We start from the raw sequence: 22996 nt of genomic DNA on the forward strand, positions 1-22996 counted from the left end.
TACTGTTTCATGGCCAGTACTTTTGTCCCCAGTAACTATGGGAACAACTCTGCTTATACATTCCTCCCGATAGCCTTCGGGATTAGAAATAGTTATCATGCTTCGTTTCATTTTAGAATTTTTTCTCATTTAGAAAGGCTACTTAAATTGGATTGATATTGTTATTTTTTACTTATCCTGATACGGTCTTTGGTAGCTACTGCTTCAAGCCCATTCATATCGCATATGATCTTTAATATGGTATTTATCTGTTGTTCCTTTTTAAAGTTTCCTGTAAAATATAAATGCTCTACGTCTTTTTTATTATAGCTTATTTTTAATGGATAGTTACCTGCCAAGACATTAAACACGTGATACAAAGGTGTTTGATTAAAATCTAAGGCATCCTCTATCGGCGTTGCATCAATAAAATCCGGTTGATTTTCTTTTGCTATTTGAGTATTTCGTAAATGCTTTTTAGAGATAATATTGTTTTTAAACAGAGGTTCATCATTTATGCTTTGCAGTGATATTCTATAGTCTTTTTTATGAATGATACATTTTTCGTTTGGATTTAAATAAACCGCTTTAAATTTAGCTTCCCTTAATGGTTTTAAAACCACTTTTCCTTCAATGAGGCTTACTGCAATATTTCCGGTATCTGTACCGTCTACAATAAATATGGTGCCAAGGGCGGTAGTAGTTATATCGGATGATATAACTGTGAAAGGCTTTTTCCTGTCTTGAGCAACATCGAACCTGGCTTTACCTTTAAGCCTTACAGTTCTATTATCTTCTTCAAAAGCTGATGGGTAGTATAATGCGCTTCCGGGATAAAGAGATATTGCAGAGCCGTCAATGAGTTTTATAATTTTGATTGCCTGCGAATAATTAGTTAAAGAGTCTTCTTTAGCTATGGCATACAAACTTTCAGAATTAATTTTATTAAATGACGGTATTATGTAAGCAGCTAATATTATAATGCCTATTACTGATGCAGCTGCTAGATATTTAAAGTTTTCAGAGAGCTTTGCAGCAACAGTTTTGGATAGCACTACCTTATCCATATCTGCTTCGGTCTTTGCAGGTAACTGCTTCGCAGTGGTATTGTTCCACTCTTCAGAATTTATATATCTGTCGAGAGCGTCAGGATTGTTCAGGAAATACGTATGGACTTCTTCTGCCTCTTGGCTTGTAGCAGAGCCGTCTAGAAACCTGTTTATTTTTTCTTCTGTTATCATATTGATACTTCTACACAGAAGTACGCGAGGAAACCACATTTCCCCTATCGCGAAGAAAAAATATATATGAAATGCAAAACCTAAAAATACATCGTCTTATACGGATATCGTACCAGGTACATTTCTCTTACTTTGAGCAGGATAAATTCGCGCAGCTGGTCTACATTAGTTCGTTCCCTGGCCGAAATAAAAATGGCGTTGCCTTCGGTTTGCTTCTCCCATTTAATGCGCAGATCTGTTTTTATTTCCTGTTTTATGTCGTCTGCAAGCCATTCGTCGAAGTGCTTTTCTTCGTACAGGTCCATCTTGTTAAAAATAGTAAGCATGGGTTTGTCTGCGGCGCCCAGCTCTTGTAATGTTTTATTTACTACTGCTATCTGCTCTTCATGCTGGGGATGTGAAATGTCAACCACATGCAGTAAAATATCTGCTTCCCTTACCTCGTCCAGGGTGCTCTTAAAACTCTCTACCAGGTGGTGCGGTAACTTGCGTATAAAACCGACTGTATCGCTCAACAGGAAGGGTGTATTTTCAAAAACTACTTTACGGGTAGTGGTATCCAAGGTGGCAAACAATTTATTCTCTGCAAACACATCGCTCTTGCTGAGCATATTCATGATGGTGCTTTTCCCTACGTTGGTGTAGCCTACCAGCGCCACGCGTATCAGCTCGCCGCGTTCTTTTCTTTGGGTGAATGACTGCTTGTCTATCTCTTCCAGTTTTTTCCTGAGAAGCGAAATTTTATCTTTCACAATACGGCGGTCTGTTTCTATCTCTGTCTCTCCCGGGCCCCTGGTCCCGATGCCTCCTCCCTGGCGTTCCAGGTGCTTCCACATACCCTTCAGGCGCGGCAGCAGGTATTGGTATTGTGCCAGTTCTACCTGTGTTTTTGCTTGTGCAGTTCTTGCACGGCGTGCAAATATATCCAGGATAAGATCACTGCGGTCAATGGTTTTTACGCCGATCTCTTTTTCTATATTTATGATCTGCGAGCCTGTGAGCTCATCATCAAAAATGATCAGGTCGATATTTTTGCCGGTGCAATATTTTTTAATCTCTTCCAGCTTGCCTTTGCCTACAAATGTTCTGCTGTCGGGCATATCCATTTTCTGGATGAAAGATTTTACCGTATCAGCGCCTGCGGTTTCTGCCAGAAAGGAAAGCTCATAGAGGTATTCATTCACCAACGCTTCCGTCTGTTGCTGGCCACGTTGTACCACACCCACCAGCACGGCTTTTTCATTTTGTTTTATTTTATTATTCTTCTCTATCAATGTTTCTGATTTAATACAAATATAAATTTATAAAAGCATAGTTATTTAAACAAAAAAGATCAGGAACAAATATGTCCCTGATCACTGTAAGTTATCCAATACCGGGATGATCTTTTTACAATATGCCCAGTCCTAAGCCAATAGAGAATGGATGAATATTGCTGTTGGTAACGCCTGTTTTAAACAACGAGTTTAACTGGTAAGTACCAAAAACATTCACAATATTATAGCCGACACGAAGAGTGCCTGTAAATCTTGTCTGGTTTAAATAGTTGTCGCCGGCAACTTCTTTCTGTATATAATTCTTGCCGTATACGCTTGGGTATTTATTTTGTTCCGTAGCCTTCGAAGGGTCGTAAAGGTCTTTGCCCTTTGTGTGCACTTTCATAAGGTAGCCAAATTTCATGCCTACTGCCACCCTGAAACCTTTGGCAGGTTCTTCTGCATTGGAAGCATAGCGCAGTTCCAGCGGAGCTTCAACATATTGGGTTACCATTTTATATTTCCTGAAGTGGATTTCATTGCTCACATCTTTAAATGCAAGCTTGCCATTTGTTACCGGAGGTTCTTTCAGGCCCAGGCTTACATTGTTGAAGAATACATTGCCTGCGCTGTAGCCCACGCCCAGCCCTACACTAAAATTAGGGTTGGCTTTAAAAGGCTTGTCGTACATAAAGGCAATGTTGAACTCCCTGTTGAACTTTGAGGCGGGCTGTTCAAGGCCGTTGGCTCCCATCCATCCGAGGTAGCCGAACTGTATCATCAGGTGGTCATTGGCTCTTTTGCTGAGGTCGACATTCGGCTGCCTGTCGTCTCTGCGTCTTTCGCGTGCATTGTCCTGTATGGCAGCGGTTACATCGGCCGAAACGGTGTCTTGTGTCGTAGTTTCTGTTTGTGCATTAAGGTTGATTGTTGCAATAAAAATTGCGGCAATGCTTACCAGGATTCTTTTCATTCGTATATTTTTTTAGTTCACTGCCTATAGCAGTTTATAATTTTGTCGAATGGAACTTCGCATATACATTCCCCTGTGAGAGAAAAATTTATCATGCTTCGTTTCATTCTTATATTTTTTGGTTTGCCTTACGGCTAATACTTAAGTTCGCTATAAGTATTAGGATTGCTAAATTGACGCAAATGTATAATAAAAGCTAATAATACAGTAGTTAATTTTCTTAAAAAAGCAATTAGCCAGGGTTGTATAATTATCCTTGTACAACACACTACTGAAGATCAGCGCCGGTGCATATGGCATATTAATAAACTTGCGCAGTTAACCCGCATATTCATTTACCCAATAATTGATCTGCGACAGGTCGGCTTCGTGCAGCGCTATGTTCATGGCTTTAGCATTTTCCAGCGCCTGCTTTGCATCGCGCGCTCCTGCCAGCGCTGCTGTAATGCCAGGTTGGGCAATGGTCCAGGCAATCACCAGTTGTGCTATACTGCACGCGTACTTATCTGCAAACTCGTTAAGGCTGCGGAGAAGAGCCTCTACTTTTGCCAGGTCAAACTGTTTAAAATAATTTGCACGATGGTCATTTTTAGGGAATACAGATCTTTCGTTGTATTTACCGGTGAGCAGGCCTCTTTCCAGCGGGCTGTATGCGATCACGCCCAGCTGGTGCACCAAAGCATAGGGCACCACATCTTTTTCAATTTCCTGTTTCAGCATACTGTAAGGCACCTGGTTGGAATGCAGGCGTACTGCACGTTCGGCTTCTTCCAGTTGCTCTTCGCTGTAGTTGCATACGCCGATGGCGCGTACCTTGCCATCCTGCAAGAGTTTATCCATCGCACGCATGGATTCTTCAATAGGCGTGGTAGGATCCGGCCAATGCATTTGTATAAGGTCTATATAATCTGTTTGCAGGCGTTGCAAACTTTTTTCTACTTCATCTATAATGCTGTCGTAGCCGCCATATAGCATAATGGAAACGCGGTTGCCATTGCGGTCTGTGTCATTCATCTTGTGAGCGCCTTTGTCTGTATCCCAGCGCATACCGAATTTGGTAAGTATCTGCAGGCTGCTTCTGTCATAACCCTGTATGGCTTTACCTACAATTTCTTCGCTCAGGCCAAAGCCGTACATAGGAGCCGTATCAATGGAGGTAATGCCATTATCAATGGAAGCGCGTATAGCATCTATAGAAGTTTTTTCTTCGGTGCCGCCCCACATCCATCCGCCAATAGCCCATGTGCCAAGGGTTACCGGCGTAATCTCTAAATTGCTTGTTCCTACTTTTCGTTTCATCCGTAACAACTTTTTTATACACCTAAATGTAGAGAGATTTTTTTGATTCATGTGTGTATATTTATTTGTTTTTCAGTTGCCACATGGAATAACCGGCTTTTTTAGATTAATACTCATTCCCGGTTGGTATAGATTCCTAATCTTTATGGTTATTTCATGTGTGTATTTTTAATTTTTCTTTATGGCCACATGGAATAGCCTTTATTCATCCCGGTTGGTATAGGTTCCTAATCTTTATGGTTATTTCTTGTGTATAAATTTTAGTTCGCCGCTTTGCGGCTAATGTTTTTGTGGAATGGAACGCTGATTATACATTTCCCTGTGAGCGAAAAATTATCATGAGCGTTTCATGTGTATAATTTTTAGTTCGCCGCTTTGCGGCTGTTTTTAATGGTCACATGGAATTAGCTTATTCATCCGCGGTTGGTATGCAATTTTTGCTTATGGCTATTCTATGTGTTAATATTTAATTTTTTTCTGTTTGCCATATGGAATAACCAGCTTTTCAGGATGTTAAAATTAAAGTCTACCTGAGTGTGCTGAAAGCAGCGTGTATATATGTTTGTCAAGCGCATTCACCGCAGCAGTTTTGCTGTTCAATAACATCAGCAGTATAGATTTTGCATCCGTATAGCCAAGCATATCGGTCCAGGTGATGAGGACTTTATAAATCGCTATCTGGTAATGTTTAACTTTATGAATGGCGTGGGTAAACATAAATTGCGCATACATTGTTTTAGGGGCATCGCTCATAAGCTTTCTGGTATTTTTTATCAGGTGTTTTGCTTTCTCTGTTTTGTGTGTTTTTACTTTTTTGTTGAGAGAGAGGAAGATCACTTCAATAGCAGAAATGCTGTCTGGCCTGGCTGCCAGGTAGCTGCTGTAGTATTTGCGCAATTGCTTGTGGGGATAGTCATTTAATTTTTTAATGAGGTCGTTATAACTTTTTTCAATAAAATAAAGCTCACTTAATGTGTGATGAAACATATGGGCCAGTTTCTTCTGCCGGGAGATGTTTTTCATTGCATTTCAATTAACATACAGCTTGCAAACTTTCAACCGTGTTTCGGGCTGTAATGGCATATGCTCTTTTTTTAATGTTTAATATTTTCTTTCTGATGTGGTTATTTAATTTTATTTTTGAAGATAATTTTACGGCAAACACAATCTTTCAAAAAAAGGGTTGTAACAATTTGTTTATAAGTTATTTACTACAAAAAATCTTCCGGGAGAGGAGCGGTTCAAAAATGTCTGAGATACAACAAATCACAAGTGTAGTTCGTAGAAAAAAATACAAAACAAAGAAGAAGCCAGTTTATGATGTCATAATCATTGGCGGCTGCGTTACCGGCGTTTCTACGGCTCTGCTGCTGCAAAAAGCAGGCTTAAATGTAGCATTGCTTGAGTATTCCAAAATCGGTTTTCTTACAAGCGGAAGTTATACCACACACCTCAATGCTTACTACGATGCGCTTAATAATGATATAGTGCAGCAGCTGGATTTTGACAGCTTAAAGCTGTATGCAGAGGCTGGCAAAGACGCGCTGAAGCTTATTGAAAGCAATATTGCAGCCTATAATATTGAATGTGAATTTACACCTGCTGAAAGCTATGTCTTCAGCGTTACAAAGTCGCAGGAGCCGGTGCTGGACAATATTGTAGCAGTAGGCGAGCTGGTAGGTACAGGCGCGAAGTACACGGAAAAAAGCCCTTTTAAAATTCCCTATACGAAAATTGCAGCTATCAGCGGGCAATCAACTTTACATGCAGTGAAGTATATTTCAGCATTGCTGGCAGAGTTTAAAAACCTCGGCGGTTATGTGCTGGAAAGATGCAGGGTTTTAAAAATAGAGCAGGAAAACAATATTCAGCTGGTATATTCTTCGCGCGGAAAGCTCCAGTGCCGCAAGATTCTGTATACACCGCAGACATCGCGCATTTTAAATTTAAAGCCATTCAGGTTTATACCGTATGTGCATTATACAGTAGCTGCACGTCTTGACAAAAACAGCAACACAGCTATTGCATACGATGCAGCACAACCCTGCCACAGGTTTATTGCCTACGAAAAAGATGGCGACCATATGCTGGCTGTGCGCGGCGAAGACCACCGTGTGGTAAAAGGCAAGCGCCGTGAAGTCTATTTTCACCGGCTTGAGCAAAAGATCATCAATCATTTCAATGCAGAAGAAATAATTGCCAAATGGAGTTATGTATATTACAAGACAGATAAAGGGTTGCCGCATATTGGCGCTATACAAGGCACAGACCGGTATATCTCTGCAGGCTATAACCCTGATGGTATGATATTGGCAAGCCTCGGCTCCCTGATTATAAGCGGGCTTATTCTCAACGGACATAGCAAGTATGAAAACCTGTTTCCGGCTAAAGCCGATAAAATGACTCCATCCCAAATGGGCAGGTTAGATGAAATAAGCTTTTAGGTAGAGTACAGTTTCTTAATTTTGATAAAAATAAAATATATAGTAATGCAACGAAGCATGATATCCCGATCGCTACAGGAAGGAATATATATGCGAAGTTCTCCCCATAGCTATCACAAACAATTCCAAACATTAAAAAATTCACGAATGAAAACCATGCTCAACATTTTCTTTTGTATGCTCCTGCTTGTTTCCTGCAGAAACAACAACAACGCTGTACAGGAAGCTACTGAAAAAGCTACTTACACCAACCCGCTAAACGTGGCGTTTGGCGACCCTTATATCCTCAAAGCGGCTGATGGTAAGTTTTACATGTACGGCACATCGGGTGAAAATGGTTTTAAAACCTACTCTTCCGGGGATATGATCAGCTGGAAGGACGAAGGCCGCATCTATACCGGCGGGCACGACAGCTCCTGGGCTGTAGATGCTTTCTGGGCGCCGGAAGTGTACGAAAGAAACGGAAAGTATTATCTGTTCTTCAGCGCTAACTGGAAACACAATCCCACCAAAGAGCTTGAGAACTTTCGCATAGGTGTAGCAGTTGCTGATAAGCCAACCGGACCTTTTAAAGAGATGAGCGATAAGCCGGTGTTTGATCCGGGTTATCCCATCATAGACGCCAATGTTTATTTCGACGATGAAAACGGCAAGTGCTACCTCTACTATTCACGTGCATGCTACAAACATCCTGTAAAAAGCGAAGTTGCCGACTGGGCTAAGCAGGAAGGATTCGCTAAAGAAATAGAAGAAAGCTGGATCTATGGTGTAGAATTAAAACCTGACTTCACAGGCGTGACCGGTCAACCGGTTTTACTGTTGTCTCCCCCAAAATCAATGAGCGACAAGCAGGCAGAATGGGAAAGCCGTTCCGTTACGGCCAAAGAAGTAAACAGGAGGTGGACGGAAGGTTCATTTATTTTTAAAGAAAAAGATGTTTACTACATGATGTATTCTGCCAACTATTTCGGCGGGCAATATTATGCAGTGGGCTATGCTACTGCAAAGCATCCTTTGGGCCCTTTTACAAAAGCAGAGAACAATCCTATTTTACAAAAGAATACCGCCCAGGGCGGCGATGTTACCGGCACAGGCCATAATATGGCGCTGCGTCTCAGCAATGGCGACATGTACACCGTTTACCACGGGCGCACAACAAAGACCGGAGATGAAAGAGTGGTATTTATCGATAAGATGCGTATTGATAGCAGCGGCAGGCTGATCATTGACGGGCCTACCACTACACCACAGCCGGTGCCTGTGGTTAAATAGGTTTTAAGTATTCTCAATTAAAACAGCTGCGAAGCAACGAACGAAAAAGTATAGGGATGAAAGAATCAATAGAGCTAAACAAGATTTCTACAAAATACATGGCTGAGATTGTGGAAGTAAAGCTAAGAGATTATTTTAAATTAAAACAATTTAAGCCGGGCGATTCTTTACCCACAGAGATGGAAATAGCACAGTCTTTAGGTGTAAGCAGGAACGTAGTCAGAGAAGCTTTAAGCAGGTTTAAGATGCTTGGAATGATTGAGACTAAGAAGAAAAAAGGCATGTTCATGTCTAATCCTGACGTACTGGGAGCGTTAGAAAGAGTTTTAGACCCGGTTATAATAGATACTGCTACTTTGCAGGATATTTTTGAGTTACGGCTGGTTTTGGAAATGGGCATGGCCGATATTTTATTTTTAAGAAAAAAAGATAAGGATATTGCAGAACTTGAAGAGATCGCGGGCAAAGAAGAGCTTTCGGATATTAATTTCATTATTCAAAATGAAATTGCATTTCATGGAAAACTCTACGAGATGACGGGCAATGAGACATTGAAAAGATTTCAGACGATGTTGCTGCCTATATTTGATTATGTGGTACGCCATGAGAAAGAAAGAAAAAAGGGTACTGTTTCCCACAAGGACCTGGTAGAGATTATGAAGCACGGCGACAAAAACGATTTCAAGGAAGGGATGTATAAGCACCTGTGCCCGCACTTTGAAAGAGTTGCTAAAAAGGATTTTTTTGCTGACTAAACAATCATTTTCATAATTAAAAGTTAAATTAATCTATTTTAGATAAAATTAAGATAAAGTACATACATTCGTATTGTAGAACATAAGGACATTATAATAGGAATTACTTAATTATTCAAATTAAATGAAATGAATAGAATCATTCTCAAGCTTGTTTTATGCAGCGTTTTTCTTGTTTCGAGCCAGATATTTGCCCAGGAAAAGCAATTTATTGTACATGGCACTATAACAGATATCAATGGCGAACCTTTAGGTGGAACGAATGTGACGGTTAGAGGTAGTAATATCAGGGCTATTTCCGATTCCTCCGGAAAATTTACAATAACCCCGTCTGCAATGAATGATATTCTTATTTTTGATAATGTTGGTTTTGCGAAAAAAGAAATTCCGATAAACGGGGCTGAAATAGTGCATGCTGTTTTGGAATATAATTCTGATCCGTTGAATGAATTGGTAGTAATTGCCTATGGTAAGCAGGCAAGATCAACACTGACTACCTCGGTCTCAAAAGTGGGTAGCCAGGAATTTAAGAATGCTCCGGGAGTAAATCCGCTAACGCAATTGCAGGGAAAGGTCGCCGGTGTATCAATTCAATTATCAGACGGGCAGCCGGGAGCTAATCCACAGATATTTATCAGAGGCGGAAGCTCCACATCTCCAGAAGGTGATGCGCCCTTATTAATCGTCGATGGTATTGTGGGTGTAATGCGTAATATTAGTGATCTAAACCCGGATGATGTAGAGTCTATGGAAGTTTTAAAAGATGCAGCTTCAACTGCAATATATGGAGCAAGAGCAGCAAACGGCGTTATCATTATTACTACAAAAAAAGGAAAAGCAGGGAAACCGCAGATTGGTATTAAGGTATCCACCGGACAGGACAGACAGGGAAATAAATATAATTTCTTAAATGCTAGGGATTATATTTATGTTACAAGAAACAATATTGCATCGTACAATACAACAAATCCGGATTTTTTTCTCACAGGTGGAAGGTACGGAATGTCAACAGGCAATCCCAGAAATTCGAATAATACACTGGAATTTTTAGATGTTTATATAAAAAATTACGGGGAGGAGTACGTAGCTGATCTCATCAATAAAGAAGGCTGGGAGACAATGGATGATCCTGCTACAGGCAAAAAGCTTATTTTTAAAAATACTGATTTTGAACAGGTGACCTATAATCCTGCCAACAGGTTTGATATTGATGCAAATGTAAGTGGCGGTACAGAAAACTATAATTATTATTTAGGCCTCGGGCATACCAATCAGCAAGGTATTGTTTACGGAACCTACCATAAGGGATACAGCGGGTTGTTTAATGGTGTTATGAAGCTAAGCAATAAATTAAGCCTCAATACGAATTTTAGTTTTCAGCTAAGAAACGGTAACTCACCAAACAATTACAATAATGTGGTATCAAGGTCTATTAAAACGCCGCCTACCTACCGCCTGAGATTTGAAGACGGAACGCCGGCGCCAGGCGAAGGTATATCTTCTTTTGTTCCGAGATTGTACGAGGTATATTACAAAGAAAAGTATACAGATGTGCGGATATATCGCTATACCTCAAAAATCGGGGCTAATTGGGATATCATTCCTGGTTTAAGTTTTATGCCTACACTATATTATTTTACTACAGAAGGTGTTGAGAACAGGTATGAGGCATTCAGTTCAGTATATAAAAATCGAAATGCTTCTGCTGCTCATAATTTCGACCGTCAAAGTCAGCTGGACGGGGTTTTCAATTATTCGAAAAAAATCGGAAAAAACCATAATATCAATGCGGTATTGGGTGCAAGTTATATCAATACTTATGCTTACAGAATGAGTGGTAGCGGCAGGAATGCCCCTACAGATTATGTAGTAACGTTAAATGCCACGGTTCCTGAAACTCAGCGAATAACCACAACAAAAAACTCAGATGCAATGATGAGTTATTTTGGGAGGATAGATTACAACTACAAACTAAAATATTTACTGTCTGCAAGTTTACGGTCTGACGGCTCGTCAAGGTTTTCCGAGAAGAAGCGATATGGTTATTTCCCGGGAGCTTCTGCAGGATGGAATGTTCATAAAGAATCTTTTTGGCAGCCGCTTGCTCAATACATTTCAAACTTTAAAATCAGATCAAGTTTTGGTATTGTAGGCAACAACGATTTATCCATCTTTGATACACAGGGACAATACAGTACAGGATACAATTATGATGGCCAGGCCGGCTTGCTCAATACAACTCTTGCCAACCAGAATCTTGTTTGGGAAAAAACAGCATCTTTTGATTTAGGATTGGATATAGGCTTTTTAAATAACCGTATAACATTGATCCTTGATTATTATAATAAGCTCACATCAGACCGTTTGTTCAGCAAGCCTCTGGATGCCACGTCGGGTTTTTCTTCTATCATGAGCAACTATGGTTCAATCAGGAACAGCGGTTTTGAAATTGAGTTAGAAGCAGCTCCTGTACGTTCAAAGGATTTCAACTGGACAATTAATGCAACTTTTGCATATAATAAAGGAGTAGTTGTGAAGCTGCCTGCAAATAGCGAGGAAAAAAACCGTATCGGCGGTAATTACGTTTATGATATTGCAACGAAAACTTATAAAAAAGTTGGAGGTTTTGCAGAAGGAGAAAGGTTTGGACAGCGCTGGGCTTATCATTTAATAGGCGCTTATGCCACAGATGAAGATGCTGCTAATGCTCCCCGCGATATTAATGCCAGCGGTCGGGTGAAGCAAGGAGGTGACGCTATCTGGGACGATCTCGACGGCAACAGGATCATAGATAATAACGACATGATATTTATGGGATATATACGTCCTGATAAGACCGGGGGTTTGGTAAATACTTTCGGGTATAAAAGTATTTCATTGCGCTTTGTAGCTGATTGGGCGGTTGGGCATGTAATAGATAACAGGTTTAAGGCAGATATAATGGGTAGCGCCCGTAATAATAACTCTGCACTTGCAGAAGTTTTGGGCTCCGATATTTGGAAGCAGCAAGGAGATATTGCCACTATACCCAAATATACTGTGCAAAGTGATTTTGATTATAATTTCAGAAATCATCTTCGTTGGGATAATGGAATTGGAAGTACAGCCGGATCTAACAATTCATTGTATTTTAGTAAAGGCGATTTCTTTGCCTTCAGAGAAGTATCATTAAGTTACCGTTTGCCATCAAAATGGATCAATACAATTTCTTTACAGAATCTTGAATTTTTCGGATCTGTGTATAACATCGGGTACTTAACAAAATATGATGGGTTAATGCCTGAAGTATATACGGGTGCAGACCCCGGCCTATATCCAAGGCCAAGGCAAATTATTTTTGGAATAAATGCAACATTTTAAAAACAATAAAAATGAAGAAATTTTACTCAATATTATTTTTAATGATAGCCCTATCGGTTATAAACGGATGCCAAAAGATAATTGATATAAAGCCTGAATCATCTATTACTAATGCCAATTACTGGAAAGGAGAAGGCGATGTAACAGGTTATTTAACGGGCACATATACAAGTTACAGGAATGTAATGAATACAACTTTTTATCTTGAAGACAGAGGGGACGAATTTTCTCCCGGGCTCGAGTCGGGTATGTCTACAGCATGGCAACATAATCTTACACCTCAAAATGCACCCAACTGGCTGGATTTTTATAATGTAATTCATCATTGTAATTTAATATTAAAATATGCGCCAGCCATTACATTCAGCCAGGAAGCCAATCGTAACCGTATATTAGCTCAAACAAAGTTTATTCGGGCGCATATTTATTTTATCCTGTTAAGATCATGGGGAGATGTGCCGATTGTGACAGAGCCCACAGAGAATGCCGAACGTGAAATGCCCGCAAGATCGAAATCCACACAGGTGGTAGAGTTTATATTGAATGATATTAATGATGCGATAGGTTTATTTCCAGAAGATGGGTTCGTAGATAAAGACAAAGCTTCAAAGCAAGCCGCTTACGCTTTAAAAGCAGATATACTTCTGTGGAAAGCCAAAGTGCTTTCGGGTAGCGATGATGATCTTGCTGCAGCCATCACTGCAGCTGATAAGGCCACTGTAGGATTGAGCCTGGAAGAAGATTTTGCCAGGATATTCAGTACTGATAATAGAAACGGCAAAGAAGTAATTTTCTCTCTTCACTTTATGAAAGATGAAAAGTCAGATCAATATAGCAGGCAGTTAAAACCACGCGATCTGTTTGTGCAAACAGCTGTCAATAAAAATGACATAGCATTCGCTGTAAGTGGCGCGCGCAGCCAGTATGCACCTAGTCCTAAACTGGAACAGGCGTTCTTAGCTAATTCAAAAGACAAGAGAATGAATGCATCCATTATAAAAGCAACTGATGCAGCCAATAAGGTGTTAGGCGTTTTTGATAATAAAATGAGGGGAACACTATACCCGGATAACCGTTATTACGATAATGATATTGTAGTATACCGCATGGCTGAAATGATACTTTTCAAAGCCGAAGCTTTAGCTGCATTAAATAGAAATAGTGAGGCTATTGCAGAATTAAATAAAGTAAAACAACGTGCAGGCATCCCGAACTATAGTGGTCCAACAGACAAAAAGAGTGTAGAAAAAGAGATTTTAAACGAGCGTTTCAGGGAACTTTACCTGGAACTGAAGCGCTGGCCTGATCTGCTACGTTTCCATTTTGGCGGCACCATTGATGTACGCTCTGAAGTAGAGAATATGAATCAGACAGTTCCTTTATTCTTCCCCATTCCGCAGGCACAGATTGATATCAATACAAATCTCACCCAAACTGACGGATATTAAAAACTATTTATCATGATTAAGAAATTTATTTATTCTGTTTTAATGCTTTTTGTTGTCTTAGGTGTTATGGCATGTAAAAAGGAAGGGCTGGTAGGTTTCAAGCCATTAAATCCTGACGCTCAGGGTATTGCCGATACAAACCGGTTTGTAAAATTATTTGAAAGAAAATATAACGGCTATGCCTTATTCAGAATCCCTGCCATGGTAAAATCTAAAAACGGAACATTACTGGCATTTGCGGAAGGAAGAATGTGCGGTACTTGTGGAGATGCCGGAGATATTAATATCGTGGTTAAAAGAAGTATTGATAATGGCAATACATGGAGTAATATGGGCGTTGTCTGGGATGATGGGGACAATACCTGCGGCAACCCCGTCCCTATAGTAGATCAGGAAACCGGGACCATTCATTTGCTGATGAGCTGGAACAATAGACGGGCATTCGTAACCAGTTCATCAGACGATGGCATCACCTGGACAAAACCTGTTGAAATAACAAGTTCTGTAAAAGGTATTGGCTGGGGATGGTACGCTACCGGCCCTGTACACGGTATACAAATATCTGAAGGGGAAAATAAAGGCCGTTTGCTGGCGCCAACATATGCCAGCGTTAATATAAACGGTGTTACCAAAAGCTATTCCTTTTTGATTTATTCTGACGATCATGGCAAAACCTGGCAGAAAGGAGAATTAACCAGGCAGGGGGATGTGGGAGAGTGTACGGTAGCTGAAACAAACAAGGGGCTATTACTAAACATGCGTTCGGCAGTTGCCAATGCAAGAGTTTTGGCCACAAGTACCAATGGTGGAATAAGCTGGAGCGATGCTGTAATTGAACCTAAGCTGGTAGACCCGCAATGCCAGGCAAGCATGATCAGTTTTAAGCAAAGTAATTCATGGACATTGTTGCAATCAAACGCCGCAAGCCAGACCCGTACGAATATGACTATTAAAATGTCAGAAGATGGAGGAGCAAACTGGGATAAATCTTATACCGTTTTCTATGGCGCATCTGCTTATTCAGATATGGTATTACTGGATGATCAAAACATAGGTTTGATTTTTGAGAATGGAGATAAATCTCCTTACGATCGCATTTATTTTAAAAGAATTCCATTAAAAAATATTAAATAGTTTAACAATGAGAAACTATTGCATTGCATTACTATTATTTTTTACAGCATTGTATAGCTGTAAAAAGCATGACACAGGCAACCCGATAAATATTGATTTTACAGCCAGCAGCTTTGAACTAAAAGCAGGCGACAGCATTACTTTCAAGGATATATCTACAGGAACAGTATCTAACTGGAGCTGGGAATTTGAAGGTGGCGCACCTGCTAATTCCAATTTGTCAGGACCAGTGGTTACTTATAAAATTCCAGGTGTTTATAATGTAACACTAAAACTCAGGAATGCCGATAATGAAGTAATACTTACGAAAGAGAAAATGATCACAGTCGGATATAATAATGTAACAGCAAGAGCGGGAATTTTTAAGAAAATAATAATGCAGAATGAAGCTGTCCATTTCAAAGATTCAAGCGATGGATTGCCAACTAAATGGAAATGGGAATTTGAGCAGGTAGCTAACGGAAAGATACTTGTTTCAGAAGATCAGAATCCTCAAATGAATTTCAAAGATACAGGGTATTATAATTTAAAACTTATCGCTTCCAACCCTACCTATTCCGACACGTTAATATTGCCGATGGCATTTTATATTGTAGACCCTTATATATTAGTTGCCGACTTTACTTCAGATATCAAGTCTGTTTATGAAGGCCAAACCGTGAGGTTTTCAGATCAATCTTTGGGATTAGCTACGGATTGGGAATGGAAATTGCAAAGCGGCAGCGATATTTTCAAGACTACAGATAAAAACCCGGCCATCAAATTTGATAAAGCAGGTTTGTATGCAGTCACACTTACTGTCAAAAACGGGCTTACGTCGCATACAAAAACTATTCAAAACTATTTAAAAGTTATTCCAGCCGGAGCATTGGTTGGTTATTTTCCTTTTGATTTTTCAGCCACTGATAAAGGGCCGTTGAATATGGCTACTGCCGAGCGTGGAAAAATCAGCTTCACTAATGTGCAAAGGTCTGGCAACGAAGCAGCCGTAAGCACATTTGACGGAAGTGCGGGAATTGTTGTGACAGACAATAGCAGCTTCAATTTCGGTTCAGGAGATTTTACCGTATCGGTATGGGTTCAAACTTCCAGTAGCCTGCGTATGATGCTTTGGCAGGAAAGCGGTAAAAACGGAAGTCGCGATAATCAAACATGGCTGCGATTGAATAGCTCTACAACACAGTACACAGCATTTAATACAGAAGATGAGAATGGAGGATCATTTATTGGCGTAGCTGAGGCGGGTAATCTTGCAAATGGTAAATGGAATCACTTAGTGGCGATACGCTCAGGATTGCAAACAAAAATTTACTTAAACGGATCGCTGCTTGCAGAACGGACTTCAACAACAGGAATTAAAAATGTTTCAAACGCCGGCAATTTTAAAATAGGTATGCAGGAAGGCACCGGAGGCTTCAATAACTATTTTATTGGGCAATTAGATGATCTTATTATTTATAAAAGAGCGCTTACAGAAGCTGAAGTAAAAATGTTATATAAACTATAAGCATAATAAAAATGAATTTTACAAAAATACTCCTCCTTATTTTCGGAGTCACTTTCTTATCCTGCAGCACTCAAAAGGCTACAGACGCAACTCATGTTACAGAAGATGTGGTAGTGTTTCAGCCTGACGAGACCTACGCTTCAACACGTATTCCCGCTTTAGTAGCTACGAATAAAGGCACGCTGTTGGCTTTTTGCGAAGGAAGGATAGGCTCTGCCAGCGACTGGGCCGACATGAACCTTATTATGAGAAGAAGTGTCGATGGAGGTAAAACATGGGCCGGCATACAAATTTTAGATCGAATGAAAGGCGCACCAGTAGGCAATCCTACCCCTATTGTTGATGATCGGGGTACAATACATTTGTTATACCAGAAAGATTATGCCAGGGCATACCACATTGTTTCAAACGATGATGGACGCAGCTGGTCACAGCCCGTTGAGATCACTTACGCATTTGACAGGTTTAAACCGGAGTACGATTGGAAGGTACTTGCTCCCGGGCCGGGGCACGGTATTCAAATGAAAAACGGAAGATTGCTTGCTGCTGTTTGGCTGGCTAATTCAGCGAAGCTTACACCACGCCGCAGCCATCATCCTTCATGTGTATCTACCATTTATAGCGATGACTATGGCAAAACATGGCAAAGAGGTGAAATTGTTGCCGATAATTCCCGGGAAATAAAAGACCCCAATGAAAGCATGCCTGTGTTGCTCTCCGATGGTTCCGTATTGTTAAGTATACGTAATCCGTCTGCTGTTAAAAGGCGTGCATTCAGTACAAGTAAAAGTGGAATTGATCAGTGGAGTAATGTACGCTTTGCAGAGGAGCTGTTCGATCCTACCTGTATGGCAAGTATTGTGTCGCTGAAAAAAAACAGGAAACATGCTTTGTTATTTATCAATCCGGATAGCGAGCATATAGAAAAACATCCCCGCCAAAACCTGACCGCCAAGGTTTCTTTGGATGACGGGAAAACCTGGCCTTTAAAAAAAGTGTTGAATCCCGGCGCTTCCGGCTACAGCGACCTGGCAGTTGATAAAAAAGGAAATGTTTATTGCCTCTATGAAACAAATACCAAAAACAACAAAGGATTTACCTACAGCTTAGTGCTGAAAAAAATAGATACAAAATGGATATTTTAAAAATAAAAAATAAAAAGTGAAAAAAGTAGAAGGAATAATTGCTGCTACGTTCAGCACGTTTAATCAACAGGGCGAGCTGGACTTAAGCCTGATCTCGCCTGTTGTAGAAAAATTGATCGGAGATGGAGTAAAAGGCGTTTTTATTTGTGGTACGAATGGAGAAGGGCTGAGCCTTTCCATAGAAGAACGAATGGCAATAGCAGAAACTTATGTAAAGGTTGTAAATAAACGGATCCTGGTGTTCGTACACGTAGGGCATTCTTCATTGAAGGAGTGTAAGAAGCTTGCGGCTCATGCACAGCAGATAGGCGCAGATGCCATATCATCAGTATCTGCTTTTTATTTCAAGCCCTCGTCTGTCGGCAACCTGGTAGACTGCATGGCAGAGATTGCTTCAGCTGCACCTCTTCTGCCGTTCTATTATTATCATATGCCTGCGCTTACCGGTATAGCCATAGATATGCTGGAATTTTTAAAGCTGGCAGAAACAAAGATCCCAAATTTAGCAGGTATAAAATACACAGCCACTACCATGCATGAATTTCAGTCATGTCTGCATTACAAACAAGGAAAGTACGATATACTTTACGGCTACGATGAGATGCTGTTAACTGCTTTAAGTGTAGGTGCAAAAGGAGCCATTGGCAGTACTTACAGTTTTGCAGCGCCCCTTTATTTAAAAATAATTGATCTTTTTAAGCAGGGCAGAATTGAGGAGGCTGGAGCCGTTCAGTATGAAAGTATACAGATGATAAGAGCTTTAGTAAAATATTCACCTATTCCTACGCAAAAGAAAATTATCGGGTTTTTAGGTTATGACCTTGGTCCTTGCCGCTTGCCGCTTACGGCGCTCAGCAGAGAGCAGGAAAATGAATTGAAGCAATACCTTGAAGAAGTAAGGTTTTTCCAAAGTCTTGAAAATGCACGCATGCATCTGAACGGAGAATTAGAGGTAGCGCAATAAAAGGTTTTCAATGAAAAAAGCAGGAGCGTTTATTTTAATTTTATTGATTTTAACAAGCTGCACGATGAAACAGGAGCATGTGGAATTTAAATGGGATACACTCAGCCCTCTTCCCGATAGCACGGGCTTTGCCGGCTCTTTCGCCGGCATTTCAAACAATGCCTTACTTGTCGTTGGGGGAAGTAATTTTCCTCGCAACGGGGCGCCCTGGAAAGGAAGCAAAAAAGTATGGTACAATAATATTTTTGTATTAGAACACCCTGATGGGGAATGGCGCCGGGCAGGAGCTCTGCCTGTACCTTTGGGTTATGGAGTATCTGTATCAGCCGGGGAAGGCCTTGTTTGCGCCGGAGGCAGCAATGATAAAGGACATGTTGCCCAGGTTTTTATGGTAAAATACCAACAACATTCCATAAGTGTGGAGAACTTACCCGATCTGCCTTTTGCATTGGCGAATACCTGTGGAGCATTGGTCAACAATAAAATTTATATAGCAGGCGGGATCCGGAATCCGGACTCGAAAGAAGCAGAAAATTCTTTTTACTGTTTAGATCTCTCTGCAGAGGAAAAGCAATGGCAGCAATTAGCCTCCTGGCCGGGACAATCAAGAATGCTAAGTGTTGCGGCGGAAGCTAACGGAAAGTTTTATTTAATAGGAGGAACCGGGTTGATTGATGGCAAGCGGGTTTACTTAACAGACAGCTATGCTTATGACGAAAAAGATGGATGGAAAAAAATAGCGAATTTGCCCTATCCTGTAGTTGCAGCTCCTTCCGCGGCTTACAGCAATGGCAGCTTTCTATATGTTTTCGGAGGAGATGATGGTTCTCATGCATCTTCCGATCTTAGGGAAAAACACCCTGGTTTTTCAGACAATATTCTCGTCTATGATATTAAGAATGACACATGGAAGGTTTCAGGTAAAATGCATACAGATATAAAAGAAAATGCAGCTGAAAAACCCAATGAAAGTATTTGGGCGCCGGTAACTACGGCATTGGCATTGTGGAATAATAAGATAGTTATCCCCGGAGGAGAGGTGAGGCCGGCCACACGCACGCCAAGAGTTTTGACGGCAGAGATCATTAAATAAACTATTTTATAATGAAGCTATTAAAATCCATACTATCAATACTGTTGGTTGTAAATTGCACCTATTCACAAACTCCTTTCTGGTTAGACGAAAAAAAGAATGAAGAAAATCGCCTGCCCATGCACGCCTCTTTTTTTGTTTATACTGATCTGCAGGCAGCAATGAGCGGGGCCGGCCTTCCTAAGGAGCATTATATTGATCTGAACGGAACCTGGAAATTTAAATGGGTAGATGCTCCGTCAAAATTGCCGGGCGGTTTTGAAAAAAAAGCTTTTAACGATAATGGGTGGGATAATTTTAAAATTCCGGCTACCTGGGAAGTCAACGGGTACGGCTATCCCATATTTGTAAATATAGGGTACGAGTTTCAGGATAGAATGAAGGCTAACCCCCCTGTTGTGCCTATGGATTTTAACCCTACCGGCGTTTACCGCAGGCAAATTGAAATACCGGCAGCGTGGGCCAACAGGCAGGTTGTTTTGCATATTGGCAGCGCAAAGTCTAACGTGCAGGTGTGGGTCAACGGAGCATATACAGGTTATGGCGAAGACAGTAAACTGCCTTCGGAATTTGATATTTCCAAATATGTAAATTTTGGAAAACCTAATCTTATTGTTTTAAAGGTTATGCGCTGGAGTGATGGCACTTATTTGGAAGGGCAGGATTTCTGGCGACTCGGCGGCATTATGCGCGGCTGCTTTATAGCCGCAAAACAAAAACAGGGAATATTTGATATAGAACTGATGCCAGACATATCCGCAGACCACAAGCAGGGGTTTCTCCATGCGGCAATACAATTAAATAAGCCCTCTTCTTCCAGGGCACGGATCGATATAGTTGACCATAATAAAAAAATTGCAGCCACAAATACAATAGTCTTCAATAATGACATAAAGAAGAAAGTTGTTGTAAGTATTTCAAATCCTTTGCTATGGTCTGCTGAAACCCCCAATCTCTATAAAGCAATCATTACCCTGACCGATGCATCGGGAAAAGTATTGGAAACTATTCCCCAGGATGTTGGGTTCAGGAAAGTAGAAATTAAAAATGGCCGCTTTTTGGTAAACGGCCAACCCATTTTAATAAAAGGAGTCAACCGTCATGAAACAGATCCAAAGACAGGGCAGACAATTTCTAAAGAAGCTATGCTTGAAGAAGTGAAGCTGATGAAGAAATTTAATATAAACGCCGTGAGAACTTCTCATTACCCGAATGACGAATATTTCTATTCACTTTGTAATAAATACGGGCTTTATGTTGTTGACGAAGCAAATATTGAAAGTCATGGAATAGGTTACGAACTCAGCAAAACTTTGGGCAACCAGCCATCCTGGAAGGAAGCGCATCTGCAGCGCATTCAGCGCATGGTAGAGAGAGATAAAAATCATCCGTGTATAATCATGTGGAGCCTTGGCAATGAAGCTGGCAACGGGTACAATTTTTATGAAGCGTACAACTGGTTAAAGGCAAGAGATACCTCGCGCCCCATACATTATGAGCAGGCCATAACCAACTACGATAATTTTACTACACAATGGAATTCGGATGTAATTGCCCCCATGTATCCCACTCCTGAAAACATGATTAAATATGCACAAAAGACCATACAGCCTGCCAAACCCTTTATCATGTGCGAATATGCGCACGCTATGGGCAACTCATTAGGCAATTTTAAAGATTACTGGGATATTATAAGAGAGAATACACATGCTTTCCAGGGCGGATTTATCTGGGACTTTATGGATCAGGGTATTGAAAAAATAACCGAAAAAGGAGATACTATTTTTGCCTACGGAGGAGACTTCGGGCCGCCGGATGTACCTTCTGATAATAATTCTATGAGCGACGGCGTTTTCCTTTCAAACAGAACGCCCGAGCCGGAAGCCTGGGAAATGAAAAAATTGTATCAGAATATTCATACAAAATGGAAGGGAAATAAAACCATAGAAATTTTTAATGAAAACTATTTTGATAAATTAGAAAACGTAAAACTTACCTGGAATCTGCTTCAGGACGGAAAAACTATTGAAAGCGGAGCGGTAATCGAGGTAGTTATCTCTCCACAAAAAACAAAAAATATAAAGCTTGGCATATCTCATATTCCGCGCGGGGAGATATTGCTGGATATTCATTACCAGCTCAAAAAAGCAGAGGGATTATTACCCGCAGGGCATATAATTGCCCGGGATCAATTATTCGTTCAGGGAACATATGCAAATGATCTGTCATTGACAAATACGCAGGATATTGATTTAAAAGAATCGCAGGCCAAAGCAGAGATCTTATTCAATAATGGTAAAATAGTGTTCGATAAAAAAACAGGCTTAATAGAACAATACGATTTTAATAAGATGCAATTATTAGAAAAAGGATATTCTGTAAAACCTAATTTTTGGCGCGCGCCTACGGATAATGATATGGGCGCTAATCTACAGATCAAATCAAAGCCGGTGAAGTCAGCGCTTGAGAACCTTGCAGCAACCTCTTTTTCTATAAACAAACAAGGAAGATCAATGGTAGTAAAAGCTGCTTATAATTTAAAGGAAATAAAATCAGACCTCTACCTGAGCTATGTTATTAATGGAGAAGGCGCAATAGTTATAAATCAAAAATTGATCCCGCAGGCAGCCGCCGACAGCAACATGCTTTTATTCCGCTTTGGAATGAGCATGGTAATGCCCGCAGGGTTTGAAAATGTAAGTTATTATGGCCGCGGCCCTCATGAAAATTACCAGGATAGAAATTCCGGATCCGATGTAGGAATTTATAACCAGACCGTTGCTCAGCAATACCATCCTTATACAAGGCCGCAGGAAACGGGAACAAAAACAGGTATCCGGTGGTTTAATATTACCAATGAGCAAGGTGCAGGGCTTAGGTTTCAGTCAGACACTTTATTGTCGATGAGCGCGCTGCATTTTTTACAGGACACGCTGGATGATGGCGATAAGAAAGACCAGAGACACTCCGGAGAACTGAAGCCTGGAAACTACACGCAGATTAACATAGATTATAAACAAATGGGCCTGGGTAGTGTAAACAGCTGGCGTGCGCTGCCATTGACCAGGTATTTAATGCCATTGCAGCAGTATTCCTATACCTATAAAATCTCCCCGATAAAATAAT

General features: G+C 40.6%; 16 protein-coding genes. 11 read left to right on the forward strand and 5 right to left on the reverse strand.

The genetic code is table 11. The annotated features are described in order from the left end of the window. Positions 1–161: 161 nt before the first annotated feature. The 5 genes from OD355_RS04955 to OD355_RS04975 all read right to left on the reverse strand — a co-directional run bounded on the left by OD355_RS04955 (position 162) and on the right by OD355_RS04975 (position 5771). Complete coding sequence (locus tag OD355_RS04955; RefSeq protein WP_263037352.1) at positions 162–1220, reverse strand: FecR family protein; 1059 nt, start codon at positions 1218–1220, stop codon at positions 162–164. Between the two features lie 80 nt (positions 1221–1300). After that, positions 1301–2494 carry a GTPase HflX gene (gene hflX, locus OD355_RS04960; RefSeq protein ID WP_263037353.1) on the reverse strand — a complete coding sequence of 398 codons (1194 nt, stop codon included), beginning with the start codon at positions 2492–2494 and terminating at the stop codon, positions 1301–1303. A 115-nt stretch (positions 2495–2609) separates the two neighbouring features. Beyond that, positions 2610–3449, reverse strand: coding sequence for a PorT family protein (locus OD355_RS04965; protein WP_263037354.1), 840 nt, complete (start codon positions 3447–3449; stop codon positions 2610–2612). Between the two features lie 318 nt (positions 3450–3767). Continuing rightward, on the reverse strand, positions 3768–4748 hold the full coding sequence (locus OD355_RS04970) for an aldo/keto reductase (RefSeq protein ID WP_263037355.1): 981 nt from the start codon (positions 4746–4748) through the stop codon (positions 3768–3770). Between the two features lie 519 nt (positions 4749–5267). After that, positions 5268–5771, reverse strand: coding sequence for a DUF892 family protein (locus OD355_RS04975; protein ID WP_263037356.1), 504 nt, complete (start codon positions 5769–5771; stop codon positions 5268–5270). Positions 5772–5995: 224 nt separating this feature from the next. On the opposite strand from OD355_RS04975, the gene OD355_RS04980 reads away from it, so the two are divergent. The 11 genes from OD355_RS04980 to OD355_RS05030 all read left to right on the forward strand — a co-directional run bounded on the left by OD355_RS04980 (position 5996) and on the right by OD355_RS05030 (position 22995). Then, on the forward strand, positions 5996–7192 hold the full coding sequence (locus tag OD355_RS04980) for an NAD(P)/FAD-dependent oxidoreductase (protein WP_263037357.1): 1197 nt from the start codon (positions 5996–5998) through the stop codon (positions 7190–7192). A gap of 147 nt (positions 7193–7339) precedes the next feature. Then, entirely contained in the window at positions 7340–8464 is a 1125-nt protein-coding gene (locus OD355_RS04985) for a glycoside hydrolase family 43 protein (protein ID WP_263037358.1), read from the forward strand. A 56-nt stretch (positions 8465–8520) separates the two neighbouring features. Further along, entirely contained in the window at positions 8521–9219 is a 699-nt protein-coding gene (locus tag OD355_RS04990; protein ID WP_263037359.1) for a FadR/GntR family transcriptional regulator, read from the forward strand. 129 nt (positions 9220–9348) lie between these two features. Continuing rightward, positions 9349–12579, forward strand: a complete 3231-nt coding sequence (locus tag OD355_RS04995; RefSeq protein WP_263037360.1) for a SusC/RagA family TonB-linked outer membrane protein — start codon at positions 9349–9351, stop codon at positions 12577–12579. Positions 12580–12590: 11 nt separating this feature from the next. Further along, a complete protein-coding gene (locus OD355_RS05000) occupies positions 12591–14027 on the forward strand; it encodes a RagB/SusD family nutrient uptake outer membrane protein (protein ID WP_263037361.1) in 1437 nt (478 codons plus the stop codon). A 12-nt stretch (positions 14028–14039) separates the two neighbouring features. Then, positions 14040–15161, forward strand: a complete 1122-nt coding sequence (locus tag OD355_RS05005; protein WP_263037362.1) for a sialidase family protein — start codon at positions 14040–14042, stop codon at positions 15159–15161. Between the two features lie 7 nt (positions 15162–15168). After that, entirely contained in the window at positions 15169–16668 is a 1500-nt protein-coding gene (locus OD355_RS05010) for a PKD domain-containing protein (protein ID WP_263037363.1), read from the forward strand. A gap of 11 nt (positions 16669–16679) precedes the next feature. Next, positions 16680–17813, forward strand: coding sequence for a sialidase family protein (locus OD355_RS05015; protein WP_263037364.1), 1134 nt, complete (start codon positions 16680–16682; stop codon positions 17811–17813). Between the two features lie 16 nt (positions 17814–17829). Then, entirely contained in the window at positions 17830–18777 is a 948-nt protein-coding gene (locus OD355_RS05020) for a dihydrodipicolinate synthase family protein (RefSeq protein ID WP_263037365.1), read from the forward strand. Between the two features lie 64 nt (positions 18778–18841). Then, a complete protein-coding gene (locus OD355_RS05025) occupies positions 18842–19870 on the forward strand; it encodes a Kelch repeat-containing protein (RefSeq protein ID WP_263037366.1) in 1029 nt (342 codons plus the stop codon). An 11-nt stretch (positions 19871–19881) separates the two neighbouring features. Next, entirely contained in the window at positions 19882–22995 is a 3114-nt protein-coding gene (locus OD355_RS05030; RefSeq protein ID WP_263037367.1) for a glycoside hydrolase family 2 TIM barrel-domain containing protein, read from the forward strand. Position 22996 lies beyond the last annotated feature (1 nt).

The organism is Haoranjiania flava (assembly GCF_025631005.1).
Lineage (GTDB): Bacteria > Bacteroidota > Bacteroidia > Chitinophagales > Chitinophagaceae > Haoranjiania > Haoranjiania flava.

What these genes read in the sequence shown, in the direction of transcription:
- OD355_RS04955 (WP_263037352.1), bottom strand. Translation starts at nt 1,220, where the DNA reads ATGATAACAGAAGAAAAAATAAACAGGTTTCTAGACGGCTCTGCTACA.
- OD355_RS04965 (WP_263037354.1), bottom strand. Translation starts at nt 3,449, where the DNA reads ATGAAAAGAATCCTGGTAAGCATTGCCGCAATTTTTATTGCAACAATC.
- OD355_RS04970 (WP_263037355.1), bottom strand. Translation starts at nt 4,748, where the DNA reads ATGAAACGAAAAGTAGGAACAAGCAATTTAGAGATTACGCCGGTAACC.
- OD355_RS04975 (WP_263037356.1), bottom strand. Translation starts at nt 5,771, where the DNA reads ATGAAAAACATCTCCCGGCAGAAGAAACTGGCCCATATGTTTCATCAC.
- OD355_RS04980 (WP_263037357.1), top strand. Translation starts at nt 5,996, where the DNA reads ATGTCTGAGATACAACAAATCACAAGTGTAGTTCGTAGAAAAAAATAC.
- OD355_RS04985 (WP_263037358.1), top strand. Translation starts at nt 7,340, where the DNA reads ATGAAAACCATGCTCAACATTTTCTTTTGTATGCTCCTGCTTGTTTCC.
- OD355_RS04990 (WP_263037359.1), top strand. Translation starts at nt 8,521, where the DNA reads ATGAAAGAATCAATAGAGCTAAACAAGATTTCTACAAAATACATGGCT.
- OD355_RS04995 (WP_263037360.1), top strand. Translation starts at nt 9,349, where the DNA reads ATGAATAGAATCATTCTCAAGCTTGTTTTATGCAGCGTTTTTCTTGTT.
- OD355_RS05000 (WP_263037361.1), top strand. Translation starts at nt 12,591, where the DNA reads ATGAAGAAATTTTACTCAATATTATTTTTAATGATAGCCCTATCGGTT.
- OD355_RS05005 (WP_263037362.1), top strand. Translation starts at nt 14,040, where the DNA reads ATGATTAAGAAATTTATTTATTCTGTTTTAATGCTTTTTGTTGTCTTA.
- OD355_RS05010 (WP_263037363.1), top strand. Translation starts at nt 15,169, where the DNA reads ATGAGAAACTATTGCATTGCATTACTATTATTTTTTACAGCATTGTAT.
- OD355_RS05015 (WP_263037364.1), top strand. Translation starts at nt 16,680, where the DNA reads ATGAATTTTACAAAAATACTCCTCCTTATTTTCGGAGTCACTTTCTTA.
- OD355_RS05025 (WP_263037366.1), top strand. Translation starts at nt 18,842, where the DNA reads ATGAAACAGGAGCATGTGGAATTTAAATGGGATACACTCAGCCCTCTT.
- OD355_RS05030 (WP_263037367.1), top strand. Translation starts at nt 19,882, where the DNA reads ATGAAGCTATTAAAATCCATACTATCAATACTGTTGGTTGTAAATTGC.